This is a genomic window from Terribacillus halophilus, assembly GCF_900101385.1.
Classification (GTDB): Bacteria; Bacillota; Bacilli; order Bacillales; family Amphibacillaceae; genus Terribacillus; species Terribacillus halophilus.
In genome coordinates, this window is the sequence record NZ_FMZB01000004.1 from 233,125 (window position 1) to 259,380 (window position 26,256).

At 39.3% G+C, this 26,256-nt stretch carries 27 protein-coding genes and 1 riboswitch; of the genes, 21 read left to right on the plus strand and 6 right to left on the minus strand.

Annotated features, from left to right (window positions below):
* The first annotated feature begins 295 nt into the window (after positions 1–295).
* The 11 genes from uxuA to BLQ53_RS09400 all read left to right on the plus strand — a co-directional run bounded on the left by uxuA (position 296) and on the right by BLQ53_RS09400 (position 11,568).
* A complete protein-coding gene (uxuA, locus tag BLQ53_RS09350; RefSeq protein ID WP_093727042.1) occupies positions 296–1,372 on the plus strand; it encodes a mannonate dehydratase in 1,077 nt (358 codons plus the stop codon).
* Positions 1,369–2,205: an SDR family oxidoreductase gene (locus tag BLQ53_RS09355; RefSeq protein WP_093727043.1), complete on the plus strand. Its 837-nt coding sequence runs from the start codon at positions 1,369–1,371 to the stop codon at positions 2,203–2,205. The genes uxuA and BLQ53_RS09355 overlap by 4 nt, the downstream gene beginning before the upstream one ends.
* Before the next feature lie 136 nt (positions 2,206–2,341).
* The gene (locus BLQ53_RS09360) at positions 2,342–3,358 is read left to right on the plus strand and encodes a LacI family DNA-binding transcriptional regulator (protein WP_093727044.1); all 1,017 of its coding nucleotides are present in this window, start codon (positions 2,342–2,344) and stop codon (positions 3,356–3,358) included.
* A gap of 155 nt (positions 3,359–3,513) precedes the next feature.
* Positions 3,514–4,782: an MFS transporter gene (locus BLQ53_RS09365; protein ID WP_093727045.1), complete on the plus strand. Its 1,269-nt coding sequence runs from the start codon at positions 3,514–3,516 to the stop codon at positions 4,780–4,782.
* Between the two features lie 106 nt (positions 4,783–4,888).
* The gene (locus tag BLQ53_RS09370) at positions 4,889–6,364 is read left to right on the plus strand and encodes a tagaturonate reductase (RefSeq protein WP_093727046.1); all 1,476 of its coding nucleotides are present in this window, start codon (positions 4,889–4,891) and stop codon (positions 6,362–6,364) included.
* The gene (locus BLQ53_RS09375) at positions 6,361–7,860 is read left to right on the plus strand and encodes a UxaA family hydrolase (RefSeq protein WP_170829638.1); all 1,500 of its coding nucleotides are present in this window, start codon (positions 6,361–6,363) and stop codon (positions 7,858–7,860) included. The genes BLQ53_RS09370 and BLQ53_RS09375 overlap by 4 nt, the downstream gene beginning before the upstream one ends.
* Positions 7,861–7,894: 34 nt before the next feature.
* Positions 7,895–8,911 carry a zinc-binding alcohol dehydrogenase family protein gene (locus BLQ53_RS09380; RefSeq protein WP_093727047.1) on the plus strand — a complete coding sequence of 339 codons (1,017 nt, stop codon included), beginning with the start codon at positions 7,895–7,897 and terminating at the stop codon, positions 8,909–8,911.
* 307 nt (positions 8,912–9,218) lie between these two features.
* Positions 9,219–9,674, plus strand: a complete 456-nt coding sequence (locus tag BLQ53_RS09385; protein WP_170829639.1) for a MarR family winged helix-turn-helix transcriptional regulator — start codon at positions 9,219–9,221, stop codon at positions 9,672–9,674.
* Complete coding sequence (locus BLQ53_RS09390) at positions 9,671–10,315, plus strand: nitroreductase family protein (protein WP_093727049.1); 645 nt, start codon at positions 9,671–9,673, stop codon at positions 10,313–10,315. Before BLQ53_RS09385 ends, BLQ53_RS09390 begins: the two co-directional genes overlap by 4 nt.
* Before the next feature lie 13 nt (positions 10,316–10,328).
* Positions 10,329–10,622 carry a putative quinol monooxygenase gene (locus tag BLQ53_RS09395; protein WP_093727050.1) on the plus strand — a complete coding sequence of 98 codons (294 nt, stop codon included), beginning with the start codon at positions 10,329–10,331 and terminating at the stop codon, positions 10,620–10,622.
* A 400-nt stretch (positions 10,623–11,022) separates the two neighbouring features.
* Entirely contained in the window at positions 11,023–11,568 is a 546-nt protein-coding gene (locus tag BLQ53_RS09400; RefSeq protein WP_425288293.1) for a GNAT family N-acetyltransferase, read from the plus strand.
* Positions 11,569–11,782: 214 nt separating this feature from the next.
* Here the strand turns inward: BLQ53_RS09400 and BLQ53_RS09405 are convergent, their stop codons facing one another.
* Both BLQ53_RS09405 and BLQ53_RS09410 read right to left on the minus strand, forming a co-directional pair.
* Positions 11,783–12,196 (minus strand): cytidine deaminase, encoded by a 414-nt coding sequence (locus tag BLQ53_RS09405; RefSeq protein ID WP_093727051.1) that lies wholly within the window; start codon positions 12,194–12,196, stop codon positions 11,783–11,785.
* A gap of 115 nt (positions 12,197–12,311) precedes the next feature.
* Positions 12,312–13,172 (minus strand): TetR/AcrR family transcriptional regulator, encoded by an 861-nt coding sequence (locus tag BLQ53_RS09410; RefSeq protein WP_093727052.1) that lies wholly within the window; start codon positions 13,170–13,172, stop codon positions 12,312–12,314.
* Positions 13,173–13,366: 194 nt separating this feature from the next.
* Here BLQ53_RS09410 and BLQ53_RS09415 point away from each other — a divergent pair, with 194 nt between their 5' ends.
* The gene (locus tag BLQ53_RS09415; RefSeq protein ID WP_093727053.1) at positions 13,367–13,828 is read left to right on the plus strand and encodes a GNAT family N-acetyltransferase; all 462 of its coding nucleotides are present in this window, start codon (positions 13,367–13,369) and stop codon (positions 13,826–13,828) included.
* A gap of 49 nt (positions 13,829–13,877) precedes the next feature.
* Here BLQ53_RS09415 and BLQ53_RS09420 read toward each other — a convergent pair whose 3' ends face one another.
* The 3 genes from BLQ53_RS09420 to BLQ53_RS09430 all read right to left on the minus strand — a co-directional run bounded on the left by BLQ53_RS09420 (position 13,878) and on the right by BLQ53_RS09430 (position 17,118).
* Positions 13,878–14,759 (minus strand): alpha/beta fold hydrolase, encoded by an 882-nt coding sequence (locus BLQ53_RS09420; protein ID WP_093727054.1) that lies wholly within the window; start codon positions 14,757–14,759, stop codon positions 13,878–13,880.
* Positions 14,760–14,837: 78 nt separating this feature from the next.
* On the minus strand, positions 14,838–15,617 hold the full coding sequence (locus tag BLQ53_RS09425; RefSeq protein ID WP_093727055.1) for a tyrosine-protein phosphatase: 780 nt from the start codon (positions 15,615–15,617) through the stop codon (positions 14,838–14,840).
* Between the two features lie 61 nt (positions 15,618–15,678).
* Positions 15,679–17,118, minus strand: coding sequence for an MDR family MFS transporter (locus tag BLQ53_RS09430; RefSeq protein WP_244499312.1), 1,440 nt, complete (start codon positions 17,116–17,118; stop codon positions 15,679–15,681).
* A gap of 674 nt (positions 17,119–17,792) precedes the next feature.
* On the opposite strand from BLQ53_RS09430, the gene BLQ53_RS09435 reads away from it, so the two are divergent.
* From BLQ53_RS09435 to BLQ53_RS09445, 3 genes are all read left to right on the plus strand, one after another.
* Positions 17,793–18,260 (plus strand): LytTR family DNA-binding domain-containing protein, encoded by a 468-nt coding sequence (locus BLQ53_RS09435; protein WP_093727056.1) that lies wholly within the window; start codon positions 17,793–17,795, stop codon positions 18,258–18,260.
* Positions 18,261–18,340: 80 nt separating this feature from the next.
* Positions 18,341–18,859, plus strand: coding sequence for a DUF6622 family protein (locus tag BLQ53_RS09440; protein ID WP_093727057.1), 519 nt, complete (start codon positions 18,341–18,343; stop codon positions 18,857–18,859).
* Positions 18,860–18,881: 22 nt separating this feature from the next.
* Positions 18,882–19,265 (plus strand): DUF3021 domain-containing protein, encoded by a 384-nt coding sequence (locus BLQ53_RS09445; protein WP_093727058.1) that lies wholly within the window; start codon positions 18,882–18,884, stop codon positions 19,263–19,265.
* A 225-nt stretch (positions 19,266–19,490) separates the two neighbouring features.
* Here BLQ53_RS09445 and BLQ53_RS09450 read toward each other — a convergent pair whose 3' ends face one another.
* Positions 19,491–20,252: an arylamine N-acetyltransferase family protein gene (locus BLQ53_RS09450; protein WP_170829640.1), complete on the minus strand. Its 762-nt coding sequence runs from the start codon at positions 20,250–20,252 to the stop codon at positions 19,491–19,493.
* A gap of 97 nt (positions 20,253–20,349) precedes the next feature.
* A riboswitch (guanidine-I (ykkC/yxkD leader) is annotated at positions 20,350–20,446 on the plus strand.
* 38 nt (positions 20,447–20,484) lie between these two features.
* On the opposite strand from BLQ53_RS09450, the gene BLQ53_RS09455 reads away from it, so the two are divergent.
* The 6 genes from BLQ53_RS09455 to BLQ53_RS09480 all read left to right on the plus strand — a co-directional run bounded on the left by BLQ53_RS09455 (position 20,485) and on the right by BLQ53_RS09480 (position 26,232).
* Positions 20,485–20,823 carry a DMT family transporter gene (locus BLQ53_RS09455; protein WP_093727060.1) on the plus strand — a complete coding sequence of 113 codons (339 nt, stop codon included), beginning with the start codon at positions 20,485–20,487 and terminating at the stop codon, positions 20,821–20,823.
* The gene (locus BLQ53_RS09460; RefSeq protein WP_093727061.1) at positions 20,823–21,137 is read left to right on the plus strand and encodes a DMT family transporter; all 315 of its coding nucleotides are present in this window, start codon (positions 20,823–20,825) and stop codon (positions 21,135–21,137) included. The genes BLQ53_RS09455 and BLQ53_RS09460 overlap by 1 nt, the downstream gene beginning before the upstream one ends.
* A gap of 355 nt (positions 21,138–21,492) precedes the next feature.
* On the plus strand, positions 21,493–21,789 hold the full coding sequence (locus tag BLQ53_RS09465; RefSeq protein ID WP_093727062.1) for a WXG100 family type VII secretion target: 297 nt from the start codon (positions 21,493–21,495) through the stop codon (positions 21,787–21,789).
* 161 nt (positions 21,790–21,950) lie between these two features.
* Complete coding sequence (gene esaA / locus BLQ53_RS09470) at positions 21,951–25,493, plus strand: type VII secretion protein EsaA (RefSeq protein WP_093727063.1); 3,543 nt, start codon at positions 21,951–21,953, stop codon at positions 25,491–25,493.
* Positions 25,468–25,965 carry a type VII secretion protein EssA gene (essA, locus tag BLQ53_RS09475; protein WP_170829641.1) on the plus strand — a complete coding sequence of 166 codons (498 nt, stop codon included), beginning with the start codon at positions 25,468–25,470 and terminating at the stop codon, positions 25,963–25,965. Before esaA ends, essA begins: the two co-directional genes overlap by 26 nt.
* A gap of 12 nt (positions 25,966–25,977) precedes the next feature.
* Positions 25,978–26,232, plus strand: coding sequence for an EsaB/YukD family protein (locus BLQ53_RS09480; RefSeq protein WP_093727065.1), 255 nt, complete (start codon positions 25,978–25,980; stop codon positions 26,230–26,232).
* The last annotated feature ends 24 nt before the right edge of the window (positions 26,233–26,256 follow it).

Here is a 26,256-nt window from a genome sequence, read left to right on the forward strand (position 1 = left end):
ACAGGATTGTTAAACATTCAATCGGAGCAAATCAACGAATGGTTCAGGCATGGGAATACGGGTGCGACGTCATTAAGTTTTTCCTTTCCTCCACCCTTCATCCGCTCCGTCAATGGGCACTTCCAAATTGGAAGGCGATGCCCGCAGACGGTGTTCGTTTAGATAATATATCAAATGGCTGGAGCAGTCGGAATCGGCAGCGATAGGAACAGCGTTATCAAAATGACGGTTATGACGCTGTGGTGGAACTATGCAGGGAGTACGTAAATAAAGCATATAAAGCTGGAGGTGTAGTATGAACATCACATTTCGTTGGTATGGAAGAGGCAATGACACCGTTCAACTGCAACAGGTAAAACAAATTCCGGGTACTAAAGGGATTGTCTGGGCTCTTCACCAAAAACCAGTAGGAGAAGTATGGGAAAAAGAAGAGATTAAGGACGAAGTCGAATACATCCGATCATTTGGTTTTCACACAGACGTTGTCGAGAGTGTAAATGTTCATGAATCTATCAAACTAGGCAATGAAGAAAGAATGCACTATATAGAGAACTACAAGGAGACGATTCGTAACCTTTCCGAATTCGGGGTTAAAGTGATCTGTTATAACTTCATGCCGATATTTGACTGGACGCGGACGGACATGTTTCATCCATTGGAGGACGGATCAACTGCCCTGTTTTATGAAAAGGCCAAAGTGGCAGATCAGGATCCGCAGAAATTGATCAGTACTGTAATGGAAGCTTCGGAACTAACCCTTCCAGGCTGGGAGCCGGAAAAGATGGAAAGGATTACAGAACTTTTTGAAGCCTATAAAAGCATCGATGAATCCAAGCTATGGGATAATCTAGCGTTTTTCCTTAAAGAAATTTTACCTGTTGCGGAAGCTTCCGGCATCCAAATGGCTATTCATCCCGATGATCCACCATGGTCCATTTTTGGGCTTCCCCGAATCATTACTGGGGAACAAAGTTATGAAAAATTGATAGCTATTTCCGATTCTCCTGCAAACGGTTTTACTATATGTACGGGGTCCATGGGAGCCAATCCTGAGAACGATATGGTTCAGGTAGCAAGAAAATATGCGTCACATGCACCTTTTTTCCACATCAGAAATGTGAAAATCCATGATAATGGAGATTTTGTAGAGACTTCCCACTATACGCAGGATGGTTCCATCAATATCAATGAGGTCGTAGCCGAGTTAAACAAGCAAAACTACGATGGATATGTAAGGCCAGACCATGGTCGCCATATATGGGATGAGGAATGCCGACCGGGTTATGGCCTCTATGACCGAGCGCTTGGAATTATGTATTTGCTGGGATTATGGGATGCATATGAAGCAAAGAAGTCAGGTGAAGTCTCTTGATACCTATACATGAAAATTTGAAGGATAAAGTGGCGGTCATAACGGGCGGGAGCGGGGTCCTCTGCTCCCAAATGGCCATTGAGCTGGCCAGACAAGGCGCGAAAACAGCTATTTTGAACAGGGATGTAAAAAATGGTCGTGATGTGGCGGAAAAGATTCAGGCATCTGGAGGAACAGGTATATCTGTGGAAGCAGATGTACTGGACAAAAGTTCTATGGAGCAGGCACGCAGTGAGATTTTAGGAACTTTTGGGCAAGTGGACTATCTAATCAATGGAGCTGGCGGAAATCATTCCGATGCCATTACAGATATGGAAGTCTATCAAGAAGAGGATACAGGGAAATCATTCTTTCATCTGGATGAAGACGGTTTTTCCAGGGTGTTTGCGACTAATTTTACTGGCTCCTTCATCTCCAGCCAGGTATTTGGAAAGGATCTGTTGCAGGCAAAGGCACCGTCGATATTGAATATATCTTCTATGAGTGCCTATGTACCAATGACAAAGGTTCCTGCATATAGTGCGGCTAAATCATCCATCAATAATTTCACGATGTGGATGGCTGTCCATTTCGCAGAAACCGGTTTACGGGTAAATGCCATTGCACCTGGCTTTTTCTTGACGACACAAAACCAGAACCTGCTATTGAATGAGGATGGGAGTTATACGGCCCGTTCCAACAAAATCCTTCAGGGAACTCCTATGAAACGATTTGGGAAACCGGAGGATCTGCTCGGAACGATGCTTTGGCTGCTTGATGACAGCTATTCAGGTTTTGTAACGGGGATTACCGTACCTGTGGATGGCGGATTCATGGCTTATTCGGGTGTATAAGGTGATTTGGTAGTGTTGAAAAGTTAATCATCCATAGTTTAACGTGCTTTCTTTTACGCTATAATAACCTGAAAGTGAATGAACGACTAAGACGTTTTATGAAGTAAAATCGAACAAATCAGACGAGGTTGACAGAATGAGACCCATTACAATCGCAGACGTGGCAAAGCAAGCCAATGTATCAAAAAGCACAGTATCTCAATACCTGAACAAGCGGTACGAGTATATGAGTGATAAAACACGAAAAAACATCGAATCCGCCATAGAGAAATTAAATTATCAGCCCAATATTGTGGCCCGAAGCCTAAAACAGAAATCTACTTTCACAGTTGGCGTCATCGTAGCGAATATTTTACATACATTCTCTACACATGTGATTCGGGCGGTTGAGAATTTCTTTCATGATAAAGGGTTTCAAATCATTGTATGTAATGCGGATGACGAACCAGTTAAAGAAAAGAAATATATCGAAATGCTAAGGGCAAAACAGGTGGATGGCATCATTATCTTTCCAACCGGAGGCAATCTGGATCTTTATGAGCGTATGCTCAGGGATGAATTTCCGATTGTATTCATGGACAGAACCATCAAGGATATGGATATTGCAACAGTGATGCTTGATAACCATCTGGCATCTAAGCTGGCAGTGGACCATTTTGCCGATAAAGGCTATGAACATATTGCCATACTCACTACTTCTGTTATTAGAAACATTAGTCCAAGGGTGGAAAGAATCGAAGGGTATCGAAATGCTATGGCAGCCCGTGGACTGGAAGTCAATGCGGAGTATATTAAAACAGCCGATCTCGATCGGATTGCTCTTGCACTAAACGAACTATTCCACCTTGAAAAACCACCGCAAGCTTTACTGGCTGGGAATGACATCGTACTTATCGAAATTCTGAAATATATAAAAGAACAGGGATTAAGGATTCCTGAGGATGTAGGGGTAATCGGAATTGATGAAGTTCCTTTCGCCAATTTCTTCACCCCGCCCATCACGACTGTATCTCAACCGGCAATCGATATGGCCCGTAAAGCAGTCGACTTATTACTGCAGCAAATGAATAATGACTTGGAAGAAAAGGACAAAAGCGTTATCCGTCTTAAACCAAGTCTTTTAGAAAGAAAATCTTGCATTACCATTAAATAAAAAGGGCTTGCGGCTCTTTTGACTTTAAAAGTAAATCGGTTTACCAACATGTATCCATAAGGAGAGATCATGGATGAAAAGGTGAATCGATCAATTAAAATGTAAGCGCTTTAAGGTATAAATCCATGATGTAATGACCATAAGGAGGGAATTTCATGTTTACGAAAGGCAAACTAGCCATCATGATTTTATTGTTTCTTGCCGGTGTCATTAATTACCTCGACCGTTCTGCCTTGTCCATTGCAGCTCCGTTCATTACAGAGGATTTGAATCTTACCGCCACGCAAATGGGGATTATATTCAGCAGTTTCTCTGTTGGCTATGCGATTTTCAACTTCTTGGGAGGAGTGGCCGCCGATAGATACGGAGCTAAACTCACTTTGTTTGTAGCCATGATTATTTGGTCCATATTTAGTGGTGCCATCGCGCTTGCTATTGGATTTACCAGTTTAATCATCATCCGTATCTTGTTCGGAATGGGAGAAGGCCCTCTATCGGCAACTATTAATAAAATGGTCAATAACTGGTTTCCAGCTGACCAGCGGGCCTCTGCAATCGGTCTGGCCAACAGCGGAACTCCACTAGGCGGCGCTATTGCCGGACCAATAGTGGGTTTCATTGCCATTTCATACAGTTGGAAGTTATCCTTCGTCCTAATCATGATCATCGGTTTTATATGGTCGATAGTATGGTGGAAGGTTGTCAAAGAAAAGCCGTCTGAGACAGCGTCCGAGAAAGTTATTACAACCGATGCAGCTCCGCATGAAAAGAAACCATTAACCTTCTATCTGAAACAGAAAACGGTCTTGATCACTGCATTTTCCTTCTTCGCCTATAACTATATTTTGTTCTTCTTTTTAACTTGGTTCCCAAGCTATCTGATAGATGCAAGGGGAATCAGCGTTCAGGAAATGAGTATAGTCACAGTTATTCCCTGGATTCTCGGCTTTATCGGCCTTGCAGCCGGTGGCTTTGTTTCTGACTTCGTATTAAGGAAGTTTGCTAAAAAAGGCGTCCTGTTCTCTCGAAAAGTGGTTTTGGTTACATGCTTACTTGCCTCTGCAATTTGCATAGGACTTGCGGGTCTGGTTACGACAACGTTTAGTGCAGTTGCATTAGTAGCATTTTCCGTATTCTTCCTATATCTGACCGGTTCCATTTACTGGGCAATCGTTCAAGACGTTGTTGACCAAAATAATGTTGGTTCTGTCGGGGGCTTCATGCATTTCCTTGCCAACACAGCTGGTATTATCGGGCCGACACTTACCGGTTTCCTTGTTGATAGATCGGGCACTTATACGGCAGCATTCCTCCTGGCTGGCGGATTAGCAGTACTCGCCTCCCTGGCTGTCCTCCGATTTGTTCGACCGATTAAAGGTGGCGTTGCTACAGGTGACTCAAATAATACGATTGCAGGGAACTAAAAACCGTCATTCGTAACAAAATAGGTTTCTTTTTGTAGAAAACTTTAAGAAAACTAATGTGATTTTCAACTGGTCATTGTCAGAATCATATAAAGGGGGAAAGATCATGTTAAAACAGCGCAGTATTGCTGATATAGTACATGACCCAAATAAACGCCAAACGCTGCCAGTGAAAATCCTTCAGATTGGGGAAGGTAACTTTCTGAGAGGCTTTATTGACTGGATGATACAAGAAGCAAACAGTCAGGGGAATTTCAATGGTGGCATTGCTGTAACAAATCCACGCGAATCAGGTAGTGAGAAAATTGAAAAGCTGAAACAGCAAAAAGGGCTGTTTACCCTTCTGACCAAGGGGATTCAGAACGGAAAAACGATTGAGACAAGACAAATCATTGATGTCTTCTCGAAGATAATAGATCCTTATCGGGAATGGAACAATTTTTTGCTTTTGGCAAAAGAGCCAAAGCTGAAATTTGTCATTTCCAATACGACAGAAGCAGGTCTTGTTTACACGCCTTGCGATGTGATGGAAGACACCCCTTTGGAAACATTTCCTGCCAAACTGGCTTATTTCCTTTATAAACGCTATGAGCTTTACAGTGAAGACCCCGACAAAGGACTCATTTTACTCCCTTGTGAATTGGTCGAACAAAATGGGGAAGTCCTTAAAGATATTGTACTATCGCATTGCCGGGACTGGAACTTACCACATGCATTTATTTCATGGTTGCATGATCATAATTCATTCCTAAATTCTCTTGTTGACCGGATTGTTCCCGGTTTTCCAAATCAGGAAGCAGAGACGATATTCAGGGAATCGGGTTATGAGGATCCCTTTTTAAATGTAGTCGAACCATATCATTTATGGGTGATTCAAGGAGATGACGGGTTTGATGATCAACTGCCTTTAAAGAAATCAGGACTAAACGTTCACTGGGTGGAGGATTTGAAGCCTTATCAGCTTAGGAAAATTCGTATCCTGAACGGATCCCACACGCTCATGGCGCCACTCGGCATTTTGATGGGCATCGAACTGGTGAGGGAGGCAGTAACTCATGAAAAGATGGCGCCCTTTATCAAGAACACGATAGAAAAGGAGATAGCCCCTTCTCTTGAGCTAGATTTTACGGAATCTTTAGTGTATGGAGAAAGTGTTTTGGAGCGCTTCCTTAACCCATTTTTACACCATAGACTCTCGGATATAGCCCTTAATGCAAGTAGCAAGTTTCGATCGAGGCTTTTGCCGACGCTAAAAGCATATCATATCAAGTACAATAGACTGCCAGAGAACATCATGAAGGCTTTAGCAGCTTTAATCTGTTTCTATAAAGTTGAATCAATAGAGTGGAAGTATGTTGGGAGAGATTTTAATGGCAAAACCTATGTTGTCAGGGATAGCGAACAAGTGCTTGAATTTTTCCAAGCGCAGTGGAACCGTTATGAAAGTGAAGGTTTGTCACTCCATGATATGACGAAGGAAATTTTGCAAAACAAGGTATTATGGGGTGCCGATTTACATGCCATGACAGGCATGACTGAAAAAACTGCGGAATTAATAACAGAGATGGAGGAAAAAAGATGACCTTGAATTCTTCTATTCTATTGCATAAAAATGACGGGGTAGCTGTAGCGTTGCGTGACATCCATAATGGGGAGGCTATCCTAATAGATGAGCTGTCGAAATCGATAACGGCTATCGAAGACATTCCAAAAAGCCATAAGTTTGCTGTCAAAACAATTGCGCAAGGAGATGATGTTCTAAAGTTCGGTTATTCGATTGGTGTAGCTACTGAAGCTATTACGGAAGGTTCCTGGATACACACGCACAATTTAAAAACCGGTTTGAATGGACTGCTGGAGTACGCCTATGAACCGGATGATATACCCAATCAGCCAATGAAAGAGAGTCGTTATTTCAACGGGTATGTTCGCGAAAATGGGGAAGCAGGCATTCGAAATGAAATATGGATCATCAATACGGTAGGCTGCATTAATAAAACGTGTGAACATCTTGCAAAAATGACCGGATCATTACATGGGGATCGCATTGATGGTATTTACCACTTTTCCCATCCATACGGATGCTCTCAGCTGGGAGATGATTTGACTTATACCCAGACGTTATTGGCTTCCTTGGCGAATCATCCTAATGCGGCCGGCATTTTGGTCGTCGGTCTAGGCTGTGAAAACAATCAAATCGAAGCGTTTAAAAAGGTAATAGGTGATCAGCCTGCCGGAAGAATCAAGTTTTTAACGTCACAGGAAGTGGACGATGAGTTCGAGGTGGGAATGGAGCTAATCGGGGAGCTTGTGGCGTATGCAGAACAGTTCAAAAGACAGCCTGTACCGGTTTCTAAATTAAAAATCGGATTAAAATGCGGAGGTTCAGATGGATTATCTGGAATCACAGCCAATCCATTGGCAGGAATGATATCTGACTGGATCATTTCAGAAGGAGGAACCTCCATCCTGACCGAAGTACCAGAAATGTTCGGCGCGGAAACGATCCTTATGAACCGAGCTGCAAATGAAGAAGTCTTCCATAGCATTGTTCATCTTGTAAATGATTTTAAAGAGTATTTTATAAGACATGGACAGGAGATTTATGAAAATCCATCGCCTGGGAATAAAAAGGGAGGCATTACGACCCTTGAGGAAAAGTCACTTGGCTGTACGCAAAAAGGTGGTCACTCTACCGTTCAAGATGTAGTCCCTTACGGAGAAAGAGTCAAAGTGAATGGATTAAATCTTATCCAATCACCAGGTAATGATCTTATTTCGGTGACGGCTCTTGCTGCTGCTGGTGCTCATATCATTCTGTTCACTACTGGTAGAGGTACTCCTTTTGGCGGACCGGTTCCTACGGTGAAAATCTCCACTAATACAGAATTGGCTCAGCGAAAGAAAAACTGGATTGATTTTGACGCAGGTCGTCTGGTTAATGGATTAAAAATGGATGATTTGACAGAAGAGCTGGTTGAAGATCTTATTGATCTAGCCTCTGGAAACAGACAAACAAATAACGAAAAGTTTGAATTTAGGGAAATCAGTATTTTTAAAGATGGCGTTATTCTGTAAATCGAGGTATTTAGAAACGCGAGGGGGAAAGAATATGAAAACGGTCGTATGTAATAGTCCCAACCACTTTTTAGTTACAGAAAGGGAAATGCCTGTTGTAAAAGAAGGAGAGGTTTTGGTGAAAATTCATAGGATCGGGATATGTGGAACAGATATCCATGCATATCATGGCCGTCAGCCGTTTTTTTCCTATCCTAGAGTTTTGGGACACGAGCTTTCAGGGGAAATTGCCGAATTGAACGGAAAGAATCATGATTTTTCAATCGGAGAAAAGGTGACTATTATTCCCTATCTGGAATGTGGTGAATGCATAGCCTGTCGAAAGGGAAAACCGAATTGCTGCCGGAATATTCAGGTGCTTGGTGTTCATACAGATGGGGGTATGCAGGAATACATTCGTGTACCCATCAGTCATCTAATTAAAATCAATCAATTGACTTATGACCAGGCCGCATTAGTGGAATGTTTAAGCATAGGCGCTCATGCGGTTCGTCGTGCGGCGATACAAAAGGACGAATTTGTACTGGTGATAGGGGCAGGTCCGATTGGATTAGGGATCATGCAATATGTAAGACTTGCCGGAGCAAAAGTCATTGCTATGGATATGGGTGAAGAAAGATTGGAATTCTGCCAAAAATGGGCATCTCCGGATTATACAGTAAATGCAAAGGAAAACCCCGAATCAGCTATTGAGGAAATCACTAATGGAGATTATCCAACAGTAGTGTTTGATGCGACAGGTAATATCAACTCAATGAATAATGCTTATAAATATACCGCGCATGGAGGAAGTTTAATTTATGTGGGACTTGTGCAGGCTGACCTTCAATTCCCGGATCAGGAGTTCCACAAGCGGGAACTGACCATGTTTGCAAGTAGAAATGCCAACAAAGAAGATTTCGAAACCGTGATAAAATCTTTGGAAGAAGGTGAAATTGACGTCCAACCATTCATTACCAGCAATGTACCCCTCGATGCCCTTCCAGATCGTTTCGAAGAATTGACAGCACCCGGAACAGGCAACATTAAAATAATGGTTGAATTATCATAATGGAAAAAGCTGGAGAATGCTTCTCCAGCTTTTTCGCATTCATCCAAGGGCAAAGCTTACTAAAGTAATCCTTTAGTTCAGTTGATTTAGAAATATTTTAATCCAACACAGGAGGGTTCTATATGAGGTCAAACTTCGACAATCGAGAAAAAGCACTTCAAGTAGGAAATCTTGTTAGTTGATGGAGCGTTATTAGCCAGCAGAGGAGTTACGATTTAAGCAGTCTTATTGACATCGACACTGTTTACATATATGATTGACGCATCAACAATTGATGCATCAACTATTAGACAAGGGAGTTATGCCGATGACTGCATGTTCCGTCCGTCTGCAGATTTTTCTGCAGCTGCAGGCAGTGAACAAGGAGCTCTGCTCAAAGTTCGAAGCGTGCTTAGGAGCCAGCACTTCGCGTGTGGAGATTCTTCATTATTTGCTCCAGCATGAGGAAGTGACCCAATCCACATTGCAACGGGAAGTCAATATCGATGCGGCCGCAGTAACCAGACATTTAAAGCAGCTTGAGCTTGCCGGTACGATTGTACGCTATAAGAAGGCAGATGATCAGCGAGCTACATGGGTGAAGCTGGAGGAGGAAGCGAAGCGGCATATCGAGCAATCGTATTCAGAAAAAAGCCAGTTTGTGAAAGAGACTTTGGATGGCTTTTCAGAAGCGGAGTTAGAACAATTCCTGCAGATGCTGAGCAAAGTAAGCAAAAATGTCTCACGTGTCACAAAGAATCATTTAGGAGGAGAAAACAAATGAATCAAACATCAATATATAATAAAGAAGCTTTCCTGCAAATCGTGCAGGATCGCCGTTCCATCCGTACGTATGACGAAAACGTGAAAATCAGTAAAGAAGAAATGTCTGAAATGCTCACTGTAGCAACCAAGGCGCCATCTTCTGTAAACCTGCAGCCTTGGCGTTTTGTAGTCATTGAGAGTCCGGAAGCAAAAGCCAAACTTGCACCGCTTGCCAGATTCAATCAGCAGCAAGTGAAAACTTCTTCTGCAGTAATCGCTGTTTTTGCTGATATGAATAATCTTGACTACCTGGAAGAAATCTATGGAAAAGCGGTAGAGAACGGTCTAATGCCGCAAGAAGTCAAAGATCAGCAAGTTGTCGCTATCCGTAATCTGCTTTCTGGTATTACAGAACAGCAAAATAGGGAAACAATCCTTATCGACAGCGGTTTAATATCCATGCAGCTGATGCTGACTGCAAAGGCATATGGTTACGATACAAATCCGATTGGTGGATTTGAGAAAGACCAAATCGCTGAAGCATTCGATTTGGATAAGGATCGCTATGTGCCAGTCATGCTGCTTTCCATCGGAAAAGCAGCAGATGCAGGTTACAAATCCTATCGTATGCCGGTAGAACAAATTACAGAGTGGAAATAAGGAGAGAGAAATCATGATCATCATCCATGCTAGAATGTCAGTGAAACCAGAGAAAAAAGAAGAATTCCTTCAAGAAATTGAAGCCGTCATGGAAGGTAGCCGTGCCGAAGCTGGTAACAACAGCTACGATCTGTTCCAGGATCCAAAAGATGCTAATAGCTTTATCATGGTAGAAAACTGGAAAGACATGGAGGCTGTACAAGCACACAATGCGAGCAGCCACTTCCAAAAATTCAGCGCAGCTGCTAAGGAAATGCTTAGTGCGCCCTTGGCAGCAGATGTTTATCAAGGCGAGAAATTGAACTAAACGATTGGATGGCCATCAGGGTCATCCTTTTCTTTTATATATAGCTTTATCGGCAGTTCTTTCGTAATTCGATTGGTTCCGTTTGGGAATGCAGAGAAGCAGTAGGGGAAACAATGACTAGAAAATCTGCCGCTACTTTTAGTATGAAGGGAAGCGGAATAAAGCCAAGGTGATGCAACTAGGACGGATAATACGGAAGAGGGCTATCCTAGGCATGATGAGCTGATGGAAAAATGGAGAGTGGAAATTCGATGATATTAAATTAAAATAAATGTGAAAAAATACCAATAAATGCGTTATAATTTAAATTAGTTGGAAGTTGTCTAAAAGACCTTGAAGGGACTGAATTATGCGCAGATATCAATGCTTATACCACACCACATAGGAACTTTAATAAAAAATGGAGGGTAAGCGTTTGATACACAACACCATTAAAACAAGCAGATTAATACTAAGAAAGATGGATAAAAATGATGTAAATGCTTTATTTGCAATCTGGTCAGACCCCAATGTCACAAAATATATGAACATTGATGGATTCTCTCAAATCGAACAGGCAGAAGAAATGATATCCATTTTAAGTGACCTATCTGAAAAAGGTGAAGCCATAAGATACACTATCTTAGAAGCGAAAACTAACAGTATCATAGGATCATGCGGATTCAATACGCTTGATTTCAAGAATGAGACAGCTGAAGTTGGTTATGATCTGGATAGTGGATTTTGGAACAAGGGTTATGGAACAGAAGCAGTTCAAGGCTTAGTTGATTATGCATGTCATCAACTGCAATTCAAGAAAATAGAGGCAAAAGTCGATCCAAATAACATACCATCAATCAAATTGTTGCTAAAACTCGACTTTATCTTAGAAGGTCAATTTTCTAATGACCTTAATCTATATACAAAGTATCTTCTTGATGATCAAAGGAAATTTCCTATAAGTTAGCATAACTGCAGAGAAAGTGTAAAGTTGATAATATTGAAATCCTCAACAACCTGTTATAAGTAATTGTAACTGGGAGTTGGGGATTTCATTTTGGGAATGCATCGATAACATAAGATACTATTACCTGGATTTTTAATAAGCTAAAGTTTGCTAAAAAGCGATGTAGTAGCAGAAGAGAATAAAAAGGGATAAGAGCACACATTAAAACGTATGCTTATTTTCCAAATAGCTCCTCTTCAGTATAAGCATGTGTCCAATGAAAAGGCTGAAGTTCCCGTAATGGAATATATTTAACTTCATCTGTTTTATGGGTCACGGCTACTTGTACATCACGCCCCCAATAAAGCAATCGTTCCTGACAAATACCGCAAGGGGTAAGAATTTTGAAAGGGCTATTTTCGTCATCTCTTATTACACAAATTGAATGTGTAACTCTCGTTTGCAGCTTATGGGCTTCCAGTATAGATCCTACTTCTATACATAGCTCAGTTGCTGCGTTCAACACATCTGGAGCTACACTAGTGATAATATTACCATCACTTGTACGCATGGCAGCTGCACCACCCCAGCCGGTTGGGTAACGTTTTTTGATTAACTGAATTGCTGATTGATATAGAGTGTCCTTCATAATCGCTCCTTCTAGGAAAAATATTATAGAGTTATCACATAGAGAATGAGAAATTTATAAAAATAAGCATTTTTACTGTTGTTTCTGGCATGAGAGAATGGCAGTTTATATTTCATTACATATTTTTTTGTGTATTGATAATGTTAAATAATTCATCGATTATTTGTTTATAACGTAACTGGGAAGAGGAGGGTAGTATTTGTAATTGGCGAATAGCACCCTCACAAACACCCCATCTTATATACGAGCTTTGGGTCTCATCTAAGATAAAAGAAATTATTTCTTTTTCTTCTAGTGAAAGTTCGCCATAATGTACAATCTTGTCAAGTAATTCCCGGATTTTCCTAATGGCCATTTCTTGATTGTCGGCTGAATGTGGGGATTTATACGGAAAAAGAACTTGATTGGTTCGTTTTGTTATTTCAATGTTATTTTCTAAACGTAGAATATTGTAATCTAAAATATCAGAACTATTTATATTCAGCTTTATTTGATCGGAATATCTAAATTGATAACCTAATCCTCCAATAAAATGGGTGGATAAATCCATTGCACTTTCTTCTATTTCATTCCCATAAACGTCTATTAAACGGCGTGCCAGCCAATTAAGCTCTTTATAATGGCTCTCTGTCATATATTTTTGTAACCCTTCATCATTCTCCCCTAAAGAAATATTATATAACTCTGATATCTTCTCGGTCCCATAAATGGAGTGTTTTACTCGAAGTTGAGAATAAAAAAGTTGCTTGTCATATAGATTCCCTTCTAGTAGCAACATATTTTGCTGTTCTTCAACTTTTTCATCAACTTTTCGAATAATATAGAGAATTAATTGTGATTTTGTAGAAAAATAATTATAAAATGTGCCTTTGGAAACTTTGGCCTGTTCCAAGATATCCTGGATTGAAGTGTCGTGATAGCCTTTTGTTCGAAATAATTGTTTTGCTACTTCAATGATTTTTTCTTTTTTACTCATACGTTGTTAACTCCTCAAATTAATATTGACATCTTTATAATACCAAATTATCATAAAAATAAACTTGAGTACAGAAAAATATACCGGAGTTTATTTATGTGAGAGGAAATTGAATAATATAAAAAATACAACAGAAGAGCTCTTACATTTTTACAAAAATTTCCTGTATGTAATTTTAACAATGAGGTGATGAAATGAGTGTTATTATTGAATCATTTACAAAAACTACCAAATATCACTATGAATTGCTATTAGATGCTGACCCATCCAGGGAGTTAGTCGATTCCTATTTACCTAAAAGTCATTGTATCGAAGCTAAAGTAGGACCAAAACTTATCGGAGTTATCATTCTTATGCCGACAAGACCTGAAACATTAGAGATAGTTAACATTGCAGTTAAAGAAGATTTTCGAGGAGAAGGGATTGGGAGAATATTAATTGAATATGCTCTTGAATATGCTAGGGAAAATAAGATGAAGACGGTTGAAATCGGGACTGGCAGTACAAGCGTTGGAGCACTTTACTTATATCAGAAATGTGGTTTTAGAATGACTCATATAGATAGAGATTTTTTCACACGTCATTATGATGAAAAAATAATCGAAAATAAAATTGAGCTAAGAGATATGGTGAGGATGTCACAAGATTTGCGTTAATTTTACTGAAAGCCCTCATTCCTATCAATGAGGGCTTTTATCTTTCATCTTATTTATTTAAAAAGGATAAGACTCGTTTATTTATCTGTTCGGGTTTCTCCATAGACATAAGATGCCCTACTCCTTTTAATATTTCTACCGTAATATGAGGAGAGGAGTTCTTTGCACGACGAAAAGCTTCCTCAGGATCATACATTACTTCCTTATCCCCTAATAACAGAAGAAGTTGAGTTTGAATTTGGCTTAACTCTTCATCCTTAAATACATAGGGAAAACCTTGTTCCTTTTGAGTTTCCTGTGGAGGAGAAGAAGGTGTCTTCCATAACATTCCATCTATCAATTGTTGCACTATAAGAGGGTCGACTAAATAACGGTTATCAAAAACCCATTCGAGAAAGCTTTTAACCCCTTCTTTGTTACTAACTAGCCCGATAGCATACGAGTAGAACACAGGACTGAAAGGAATGAAAGTAGCAGCTGGGCTCATGATGACAGCTTTATTCACTTTTTCAGGGTAATAGGAAAGAAAGTTAACCGTATGTAAGGCTCCGTAGGATAATCCTACAATAGCTGCATTATTAATTTGTAATTGATCTAGCACTTCGTTTAACCAATTGGCATAACTTAATCGATTTGTGAAATTTTTTTCTGAAATGCTTCTATTCTTGTCTCCTAAGATATCAATACAAATGACTCGATAGTGTTTACTCCATTCTGCTACATTCGGATACCACATTGTCGAACTCATTTTTGCTCCATGCAAAAGGATTAGAGGTGGAGATAACTTATCTCCACTCTCAATGATATATGTCTTTCCAAAAGAGGTTTCTAGAAAGTAAGAGGAAAATTCTGTCGGCCACAGCGATTGTAAGACCTTATCATATGATTGAAAATAGATGCTTTTTTGATCAACTAACTTTGAATGATTCATTTGAATCCCTCCATATAAGTGTTTTGTGTACTTGTAGAAAAAATCCTTCATCCGGATTACAATATTCCTTCTTAATTCTTATTCAGTTAATAATTGCTTTAATTTTATGAGATTGTCTTCTGGTATCTTACATGCTGATTTAAGATAACGATCTATATCTCCATACTGATTTAGAATTTTGTTACAAGCTTCTTCTAAATACTCTCGCCTAACTTCTAAAATAGGTTTTATCGATTCCGGTGATATACGAAACAAGCTCATCCATTGAATATATCTCTCCTTCTTTTTCATGGGAACAGCAATTAGTTGATTAGAAAAGAGATAGTCGTCCATTACTGTCTCATAAGGAACTCCTGCGAACAATTGGATAATGGCTGTTATAAAGCCAGTACGGTCCTTTCCTCCTGTACAGTGAATGAGGGCAGGCAAGTTTCTTTGTTCTGAAAGAAACGTGATAATCTGGTTTATTTCCTTGTATGTTTCACTAGCCATGTGCTTATACATATCTTTCATTATGTCTTCAAAGTTAATTGTATTGGACTTCGTAACTAGAAATTTAAAAAATTCAAAGCGTGTAAATGCTCTGCTTTTATCATGAATAGATACATTTAAGATTTTCACGTTACTATTTATACGGCTGATTTTAGACTTCTGTTCAGTAAATGTTCTTAAATCACAAATGGATTTTATATTTAGCCGATGGAATTTCTCTATATCATTTGCAGATAATTGTGATAATTCTTCTGATCGAAATAATAAACCAGTTCTCATCATACGCCCGTCTTTGGTTTGAAGTCCTCCGATATCTCTGAAATTATACAACTTATCGAATTGATATATGTATTTTCTCTCTTTCATGTTAATTCTCCATTATTTTTTTAGTTAAAGAAATTTCTTATTATTAAGAAAAAAGATTAAGTTATTTATTCAACTCTTTTATATTTATTGGGGATTTTATAAAAAGGCACAATATAAACGCAATGGATATTAGAATGAAAGCTGACATAAAGGCATTATTAAGTCCCTTCAACATTGGAAGTAATGGAGAGCCTTCATAGTTATTCGAATATGCGGTTATAGTAGCAGACATAACACCTACCATTACTGCGGATCCAAGCGAAGCAAACACTTGCCGAATAGTATTATTAATTGCTGAACCGTGACTTATTAAATCATTTGACAATGCATTTATTCCCGCGGTGGCTAACGGCATCATTACAAATCCCATTCCTAACATCCTTATTGAATAAAGGCAAACAATCCACCAAGTAGCTGTATCCTTCGTGAGGAATAAGAAAGGAAAAGTTGCGGCAGCTAGAATAAACATGCCAATCATTGATATTTTTCTAACTCCATACATATCAAATAACTTTCCGGAAATGGGTGAAATGATACCTAAAACAATCGCACCGGGAAGTAATATCAGACCTGATTGAAGGGCTGAAAAATCCTTTATGGATTGTGTATAAATCGGTAAGAGAATTTCTGATCCAATCATTGTCATAAAAATAATAGCGACAATAATTGTAGACAATGTAAAAGTTCTACTTTTAAATACTCGTAACTCCAAAAATGGCTGGGATAATTTAAATTGCCGACGGGAAAATAATATTATGATTACAATGCCTGTTACACAAGAAAAACAAGTAATCTTATTTTGCCATCCTATATTTCCTGCCACACTTATCCCGTAGAGAAGAGAACCTAAACCGAAGCTACTGAGCAAAATAGAAAAGAAATCAATCTTCGGTTTAGTCAAATTAATGATGTTTCTCATATAAAAGAATGCTAGTAGCATATTAACCACAACGATTGGAAGAATTATATAAAATAAATATCGCCAATTAAAATAATCAACAATCCAACCTGATACAGTAGGAGCAATTGCAGGAGAAAATGCAATAACAACTCCTACTAATCCCATTGCTTCCCCTCTCCGTTCAACTGGGTAAACTAAAAACATTAGTGTCTGCATTAATGGAATGATTAACCCTGAACCGATAGCCTGAATGATACGACCTAAGAGTAGTGTGTTATAGGTCGTGCTTAGGGCACAAATTACAGTACCTATTGCAAAGCTGACCATTGCTGCAAAAAATAACTTTCGATTACTTATGGTATTCAATAAAAAAGCTGAAGTAGGGATCATTATGCCGCTGATTAACATAAAGGCAGTGATGAGCCATTGAGCATTAATTGCACTGATGTCTAAATCAAGCATTATTTTTGGTAATGCTGTGACCAATAACGTTTGATTAATAATGGTTAAAAAAGTTCCAACCATTAAAACAAGTACAAATCCAGCTCGTTTGAAATGATTTCCATTTATATCGACTGGTTGCGTTTGTGTTTTTTCCACGATTTTACCTTCCTTTCTCACAAATGAACTTGTGTATATTATTGTGTACTTGAGTTTAGTCAATGGTAATATGGCATTATAAAGATGTCAATAACATTTTGAGATAACACTTCTTCAAAAGGACGAATAATCGTATGGCAAGTCATTTTATTTTGTTAACTGAATACTGGAAAAAATTGACGTGGATGATGAAGTTACGTTGATTATTTCAGGTTCAGATGAACAGTATGCACTAGTTGAAATGGAAAAATATCTATTGGAAAAGGGCTGCTTTCTTCTGCCTTTTAAAGAATAGATCTAGCAATTTATTGAACGAAAGGGAAACATTAGAGTTTGAGGAACATGTAATAAATGAGGAATCGTCATGTTGGGAGCGTGATTTTGGATAGAGGGCTTAAGCCAAGAGGGTATGTTAATCTCCTTTTCGATCAAGGATTCTCTTTGCGTGCAAGATTAAATGTTACCAACTCAAAAAGTGGCTATCGATTAAAATAGATACGTCCTATCTTCTTCGATTGTCTTATAGAGAAACTTCACGAGAGTAGGATACATAACAAGGAAAGATAATCAGACTATTATTGATATCTTAAAATAGGTTTGGTAACCTTATTTAAATTTGATAAATAAAGAACATGATCTGGATTTTTAAGTAGGAAAGGGAATTTAGATATAAGATGAAAGTGAACATTAAAGTCATTGACAAACTCAGAGAAGAATCCTGTACTTTCTGCATTCACAAAGTAACATCCTTTGTTGCGGATGTAATCTCAACGCTTGAGAATAAGCCTGATAACTACCTCATAGCAACATCTACTCAAAAAAATGAACAAGAGAGAGTATCTTATTCGGTTATTATTTATTTGGAGTATCTTGAAAGAAATATATTTATTTATACAAAGAAAAATGTCTTTGAAACCAAAGGACCTTTATATAAATTAGAACAAAATCTTCCTGATTATTTTATTAGAATTTCCAAGTCCCTAATCATAAATATCCATTTCTTAAATAAATTCTCCGTTAAAGCAAATGGAAATTTAGAAGCATTACTTTCAAACGAAGAGAAGGTAGTAGTTTCAAGAAAGTATGTTCCTTCTTTAAAAAAGGCACTATCTGATTATACTAAACCTCCACTTATGTATTAATTTATACCATTTGTGTTTAATAGTATTTCTTTGTATGTCCTTTCATGTAAAAATTAATGGAATTCAAAGGAGGACATACAATGTATACGTTGACAAAAGAAGTGTTTTTAAGAACGCCCATTTGGGTATGGATTTTATTATTTATTTTAATAAAAAGAGGAATTGCTATTTCCCAAGAAAGACCGGTTCATTTCACTAAGATGTTTCTTGTTCCCGGTATTTTTATGATATGGGGGTTAGACAAGATAATAACTGACTTTCCTCACATAATAGATTGTATGACAAGTTATGTCATATTCATTCTTATTGGAGGATTAATTGGATATTCGTTATATAAAAGATACCAAATGTTTTTCATGAAAGATGGCATTATGTTTAGAACGAAGTGTTATCTTCCCTTAATTGTTATACTAATTAATTTTGCTGTTAAATATTTATTAAATGTGTTCCTGGAAATTTCGCCAACTTCCATAAACGATATAATTTTCAACATCGTTTATTCATCTATAAACGGATTATCTGTCGGTCTGTTTTTTGGAGGAATCCTTTATACTTATCAGATACAATCAAAGTTAGATCGTTCCATATTAGAATCATAAAATTGAAAAGGATGAGACTTTATTGAAATTAAAAGATCGATTGTATTCAGGGATAGGAACAGGTTCATTTGTCTATATGACCCTTTTACTATTCGGAAATCACAATATATTTATTACGAGAATGGAAATTGTCAGTGTTTTTATAATCTCAGCTTGTGCTGGTATTTTTACATTTGTTTTTGAGATTGAAGGTATTAGTTATCTCTTTTCTTTGATCATTCACTTTTTACTAATGATTTTGATTGTTTATTTGATAGCTTTATACAATCATTGGATAGATAACTTCCCAAGTGCATCCTTTTTAGGAAGTATCTTAATTATTTATGCTTTCTCTTGGGCCATCTTGATTTCAAAAACAAAAAGAGATGCAAAAAAGTTAAATGTGCTATTAAAAAGTAAGAAATGATAAAAGTAATGAACAATCAAAAGAAGTAGGAAGTGTTCACAAATTAAGATTTAGATCCTGTAACAGTTGCTTGTCTTACTTAATCGAGTATTTATACAGCAGTATGTTGAAAGGCCAAATGGAATTCTATTGTCCGCAGCTGGTAGTTTGTAGCGAAGTAATATTCTGTGCTAACTTATGCAAATTGGCCGGAGAAAAGAAATAGAGCTCGCATCATAACGGGCTCTATATGTGAAATTTAGTATGCAGCAGTTCAGTATATTCTTCTTCAACTATAGTCTGCTTAGCAGCTACACCATCTTGCCATTCGGTAAAAGAAGAAGGAGTCAGGACATAAAGTCCATTGCTCGTCCGTCTTGTAAGAAGCTTGGACTTATTGAAGGGCGAGTTAGGGTGAGTCTCGATGATCTGCTGCATTTTCTGCAGTTCTGCCAAATGAGTAATTGAATCCCCCAGTGAAAACCGATAACCTATCCGCCAATCCTTGTCACGATCCGCTAATTTCAGTTCCAGTTTATAATTTTCCTCTGCGCGTTTAATACGAAATTGTCCATTGGCAGTTTTCACGACATTTCCTGCTAGAGGTACTGGCGCTAAGGCTATATTCGCACCAAATCCCGCATCCACTATATATTTTTCGCCATCATGATGTAATAGTATCGTTACGTGGGTATTGCCTGTGTTGCTCCAGTCATTTGATTTCTGGTCATATATACAAGCAGACAGCAGCGTAACATCCCATCCACATTCATTTAAATAATGATATAAAAGCGTGTTCAGTTCATAACAAACACCGCCTTCGTTTTGGATAAGGATCTTCTCCTGCAGCCCTTCTTTTGATAGATGACTTTGACGATGCTCGATGATCCGCAAGTTCTCAAACGGGATGGCCTCGGCAAACTTTTGCAGCAGGCTTGACAGCGTGCCAAACGAAGGTTCTTCATTTATCTTGATACGTTGATGAAATAAGGTTTTGAATGCTTGCACTGTGATTCCTCCTGACTTACCCATTATAAATGCTTAAATTAGAAATTGCTTGCATCGTGTTTTTGTATCTTATATAATATTCAGGTTATGAATACGGCAGATAGTTTTCTAGGGTTCCGCAGCTGCTAGCTGGTCAGGTCCGAGAGAAAACGCACAGCATCGCTGTGACACGGAGGGAAAAAAGCCCGGGAGATTTCTATCTCCCGGGCTTTTTTGATTGGAGGAAGGAAACATGACAAAACAATGGCTTAGTGTCGTGCTGGCTGGTCTGATCGAAGTATTATGGGTCATCGGGCTAAAGCACGCTGATAATGCAATAGAATGGGCAGGAACGATTGTTTGTATCCTGCTGAGCTTTTACTTGATGCTGCAGGCAAGCAAGCGCATGCCTGTCGGTACAGTATACGCCGTATTCGTTGGTCTTGGTTCGACCGGAACAGTGATTGTTGATATGTTGTTTTTTGGTGAACCGTTCAAGCTGGCAAAGGTCTTATTGATTGCTATCCTTCTGGCGGGCGTGGTCGGTCTTAAGCTAGTAACGAGCGATAAACAGACGGAGGAGGGTGCCTGATGGCTTGGATTGTGCTGATTATAGCCGGTTTATTTGAAGTACTGGGAGTTACGATGATCAATAAACTCAATGAGAAACCAAGTTTTGCGAATATTAGCTTGTTCATTCTCGGATTTGCTGGAAGCTTCGGCTGTTTATCCTACAGCATGTCTTACCTTCCAATGGGGACTGCTTATGCTATCTGGACAGGTATAGGAACTGCTGGCGGGGCAATCATCGGGATGCTCTTCTTTCAGGAGTCAAAAGATTGGAAGAGACTTGTGTGTATTGCGATGATATTGGCTTCTGCTGTAGGATTGAAATTGATTGCTTAAAAATGTAGGAGCATGTGAGGGCACATGCTTCTTTTCTATTTAGTTGAACATGCATGATTTCTGTTAAAATAATTGTAAAATCTGTGCTGCGCCAAAACTCGTCCTAATTTTGCAAAAAACCTCAAATTACCAGTTTATAAGACTTTTATAATGTTACTAAATTATTTCTATTGATAAACCGGGATATATGCCTATTAGATTTCGGGACTTCCCGCTTAATTTCTGGAAATCGTTTCATACTCCGTTGACTTTAAATTTTCCTTTCTTTAGGATTTATTTTAGAAGGTAACGGGTATACATTTATTGGAATCACTACAACCTTCTGTAAAAATTAATTTAATGAGGAGCTGAGCAAATGGCGGGACAAATTCGCATGACCCCAGAGCAGTTACAAAACCATGCAAAAAGATATCGTAATAGTTCTCAACAGATCGACTCAATTCTTGACGATTTATCTGCTTTGCAAGTACAACTTCGTTCAGAGTGGGAAGGTAGAGCTTTCGATCGCTTTGATGATCAATTCATACAGCTGAAGCCTAAAGTTCAAGAGTTCTCCCAGCTTATGCTTGATATCCAGCTACAGCTCGAGAAAACAGCTCAAGCAGTACAAGATCAGGACGAGGCACTTTCACAAAACTTCGGTTTCAAATAAGCATCCAGCTGGTTGCTGTTTGACCGTTGCATGACACGACAGGATGGGCTGCATGACGCATGCGTTATGTAGCCCAATTACTGTAAAAAGACATTTTTTTGTGATGCAGTCTTATGAATCACAATCTATGCAAACTGGAGACACCAGGAGTTGATAATACATTGAAAAAGTTTGATAAAAGATGGATTTTATTTTTAGTACTTATCGTACTGCTAGCGTCTGGTTTATCTTACTTAACCTTGCACCAGGAAACGACGAAGACAGCGGAACAGCCGAAGACACAGAATATGTCGGTTGCACTTGTCAATGAAGACCAAGGTTCTACGTTTAATGGTACCGATTTAGCATTTGGTGATGCCTTTGTTAATTCGGTTAGTGAGAATGAAAATCATGAGTGGTTCGTCGTTAGTCGGGGAGTTGCGGAAAGCGGCTTGAAGAATAATACATACGATATGATGATCGTAATTCCCAACGACTTTTCGGAGAAATCACTGAACATAACAGCTGAGGCACCTGAACAAGTGGTGCTGCAGTATAAGATCAATGCATCTGAAAATCCGCGTTTGAAAGAAGAGGCGGAGAAAACAGCAAGTGATATCCTAAATGACTTTAACAGAAGAGTCATTGATGTGTATTTTGCCAGCATCATCGGAAATCTGCAAAATGCGCAGGACAATATCGGTCAAATGGTCAACCGCCAAGCGGCGTATACAAATTCTTATAACTCAAATGTATTCCAGCCATTATCCGGCTACACCGATCAATTCGGTATGGTAAGAGAAAATACAGAAGTGTCAAAGGATAGTTTTACAAGTTTCGGAGAACTGCTGGCTTCTTATGAGGATCAGCTGGTTGATGAAACCCAGCTTGGAGAAGACTTCGTCAGCAACTTGGACGAAGTGATGAATCTAAAGGAAACGAATAATACGGATCTAGTAAACTTCCAGGATCAAATCAATCAATTCAGTCAAGGATTGACGGCTGGAGAAGTGGACCAGCGACTGGATCAGCTGGTTGCTACAAATGAAGCAATCAACCGTCAGTTTGCAGCAAGTCAGCAAAGTGTTGTTGATACAGTAATGGCTCGCCCGGCAACATCTTTGAATACGACGAATATCTATTCTGGTTCTGTATCGCTTAAACAGCAATTGCAGGATTCCTCGGAAAGAGTTGCTGCCCTCCAGCAGGATATTAACGCATATCTGACGGAAAGTAATGAGCAATTCCGGGCTAAGATCAGGGATAGAATCAGGAGTACGATTGAGGAAGAACTGGATGAAGATCAGTATTTGAATATCAATATGCTGTTCGAAGACCCTAATCAAGTCGCTGTAAATAGAATCAATCGAGCTATCGGCAAGCTGCCTTCTTTAAACAGTGAAGATTTTCAGAATGTAGGTTTACCTGATAGTACAGTAGATGAAATTACGAATGTTATTCGAATGACAGAAAAATATCAGGAAGAAATCAAGGGCGTGAGTATTGATCAGGATCCTTCCCCAACTTTAAAAGACGAGTTTGATAGATTGAATGAAAAACTTAAAGATGGTGTTGAAGTAAAAGACTCTGTAGAGATACCAGCAAATAAAAAAGAAGGACAGATTTTTAAGCTGGATCCTCCAGAAGGATTCTATATCGAAAGATTAGTTCTTCAGATGCCACATGGAAAGGAAAAAGAATATACAAAAGCGATAAGAGACGGAGAAGTTGAGCTGCCATCAAACGAGAATGGTGAATTCACAGTAAAGGCTACCCTTGCGAAAAATGAAAGTAAGAGTGACTTTGATGTATACAAGCCGATTGAGTGGAGCTGGACATTGGAGCAGAAAGATATAGACAATGTGGAAGAGCCGGATGAAATGGCTTATGCTCCATCTACAGGAAATCTGCTTGCAACGACTCAAGTCAAAAATGATGAGAATCAGACAGCTGAAGAAGATGTTACCGAAGAAGATACACAAGCTGATGTTACTCCATCTGATAATGGAGGGAATGGTCAAACTACTCCGGATGAAGGAAACTTGCCTGATGAGGATGATACCGAAACTCCAGTCACACCTCCTGAAAACGGTCATGATGAAAAACCAGGAGATGAAGGGTCAGATCAGCCAACTGATCCTGGTGAGGACGAAGGACCTGGAGATTCAGAGGAACAGCCTGGCACTGACAAACCAGATGAAGATGACGAAGATAAAGATGAACCAGAAAAGCTGTATATCAAGGACAACTTCATCCAGCATCGCATCAGTACACCTGTAGAGGAATTGGATGATACGACTGAGACATTGATCCGTACAGTGACAAATACAATCTCTGCTTATCAAGAACTTGGATCCCAGTATGAGAGCTATTTTGGCTTCGGTCTGCATGGATTACCAGAAAATTTTGGTTCTGCAAACTTAATTGATTTAGCTAGCAATGACTCTCTGTATTACTTATTCAAGAAAAAAGACATCAAGGATCTACTCACAGATTACATGACAGGCCAAATTACTGGCAGCGTCACAGAACAACTGCGTACACCAGCAGAAGCATTCCGCCAGCAAGTCGGCGACTATCAATCTCGAGTACAGCAAGCGATCGCTGATGCTGACACATTGACCGGCCAAGTTGCTGCAACGACAGAGCAAGCAGCTGTCTTGAATGACAATGTGAGTCAGACATTGGAGGATGTCACTGCGTGGCGTGATCAAATGCTGACACTTCTGGAAAACCAGACGGAGATTCAAACGAATGCCCAGGGTGAACAGGAAGCTGTCCTGTCATTGGGCAGTGAGTTCCAGCCATTACTGATGTCGAGTCAGACATTAGCTGAGCAGGCACAAAGCAATACGAATACAGCTGACCAAGTATATGAAACGTTCGATACTATTGATACGCAAGCCAGAGAAATCGAACAGAGCGGTACAAATCTAGTAAGCGATGCAGAGACACTTGCTTCCAACCTGACAGATAAGCTGTCAGATGATCAAAACTTCACGGAGAACTTTACGGAAGTGCTGGCAAACAGCCGAGTCGGTGACAGGCAGAATGAGAATCTATACGATTTCCTTTCCAGCCCTGTCCAAACAAGCAATGAAGGTACAATTGCAGCTCAGAGCCAGACAGTTTTCACGCCTTATTATCTAGTGCTGATCAGTTTCATTGTCGTTCTCTTCACGGCTTATGTCATCTCAACTTTGCATATGAGACGAAAACAGGATGACCAATTCGCATCTGATACGTCACTGATGGTACAGCACGCACCAATTACCATCATTACAGCTGGTATTGGGCTGCTGGAAGGGATCGTCATTGGTATTGTATCGAGTTACTATTTGCCAATTGACGATTTGAACAAGCTTCAACTAACAGCAGTCATGGCGCTGCTTATTATGGCGATGCTATTGATAGCGACATACTTGTTAAGACAAATGAAAATGATCGGGATGTTTATCTTGCTGGCGATATTCAGTCTGTATCTATTCTTTACAGATGCGATCGGTACAGCTAGTACAGCATTCCCGTCCATTGAGAAGTTTTCTCCTCTGCAGTACATGGAAACATTCATGCTACGTATTGTAGAAGGCTCGGTCAACTACATTGTTGCGATTTTTGCACTGGTCATCGCAGCAGCTATAGGCGCCCTAGCCAACCTATTGGTCATTAGCCAATCGGATAAAGGAGTAGATAATGCCGATGACAACCAAACAGAAGCTGGTTGATTTGGCGTTCATATTCACCATGATTCTGCTGATACTTCTGCCTATAGAAGTATCAGCAGAATCTAATTCTAATGAAAATGAACGTGGAAGTCTTCAGATGCAAATCGACCGTATACAAAAGGAAAAAGACGTTGGGACAGATAACCGGGTAACGGAGAAGGAAAAAGTTTTCCCGGGATTATTCAATACCGAAACTACCGATGATATTCAGCAAAAAGCTGAACGTAAGAAGGATGATGTTGAAGCATTGCAAGATAGCGTTTTTACACTCGACATCAATCAGCAAGCTACTTTAGAGAAAGTACAGGATACATTATTTACCGCAGACTATACCTCTGAAGCGGCTAGCGGCCAGAACGCAGCAGATCAAACGGAGTCGGATTCCGGAAACGGAGTACTTTACTTCCTGATCGGGATAGCACTTGCGTTATGCATCGGTTTATATATGATGATGCGAAAATTATTAGATTAGGAGAAAGACACGATGGCCAATAAGAAACATATTAACGTCACGATGGACTTCCGATCTGTCATCGGAGAGGGATCTGTTCATGACTTACGTATTCCCACCCAATTGACGGTGAAGCAGCTGCTTCATCATGTGATGGATATATTGCATATTGAATCAAACCAGATTCATTCCACGATCAAGATCGTTACCAAGCATCTTGTCCTGGCGGATGATGACTATCTAAGAGACTATCCAGTCACAGACGGCGATGTACTAGTAGTCTTATAAAATGAAAGAGCCGTGTGTGCTAAT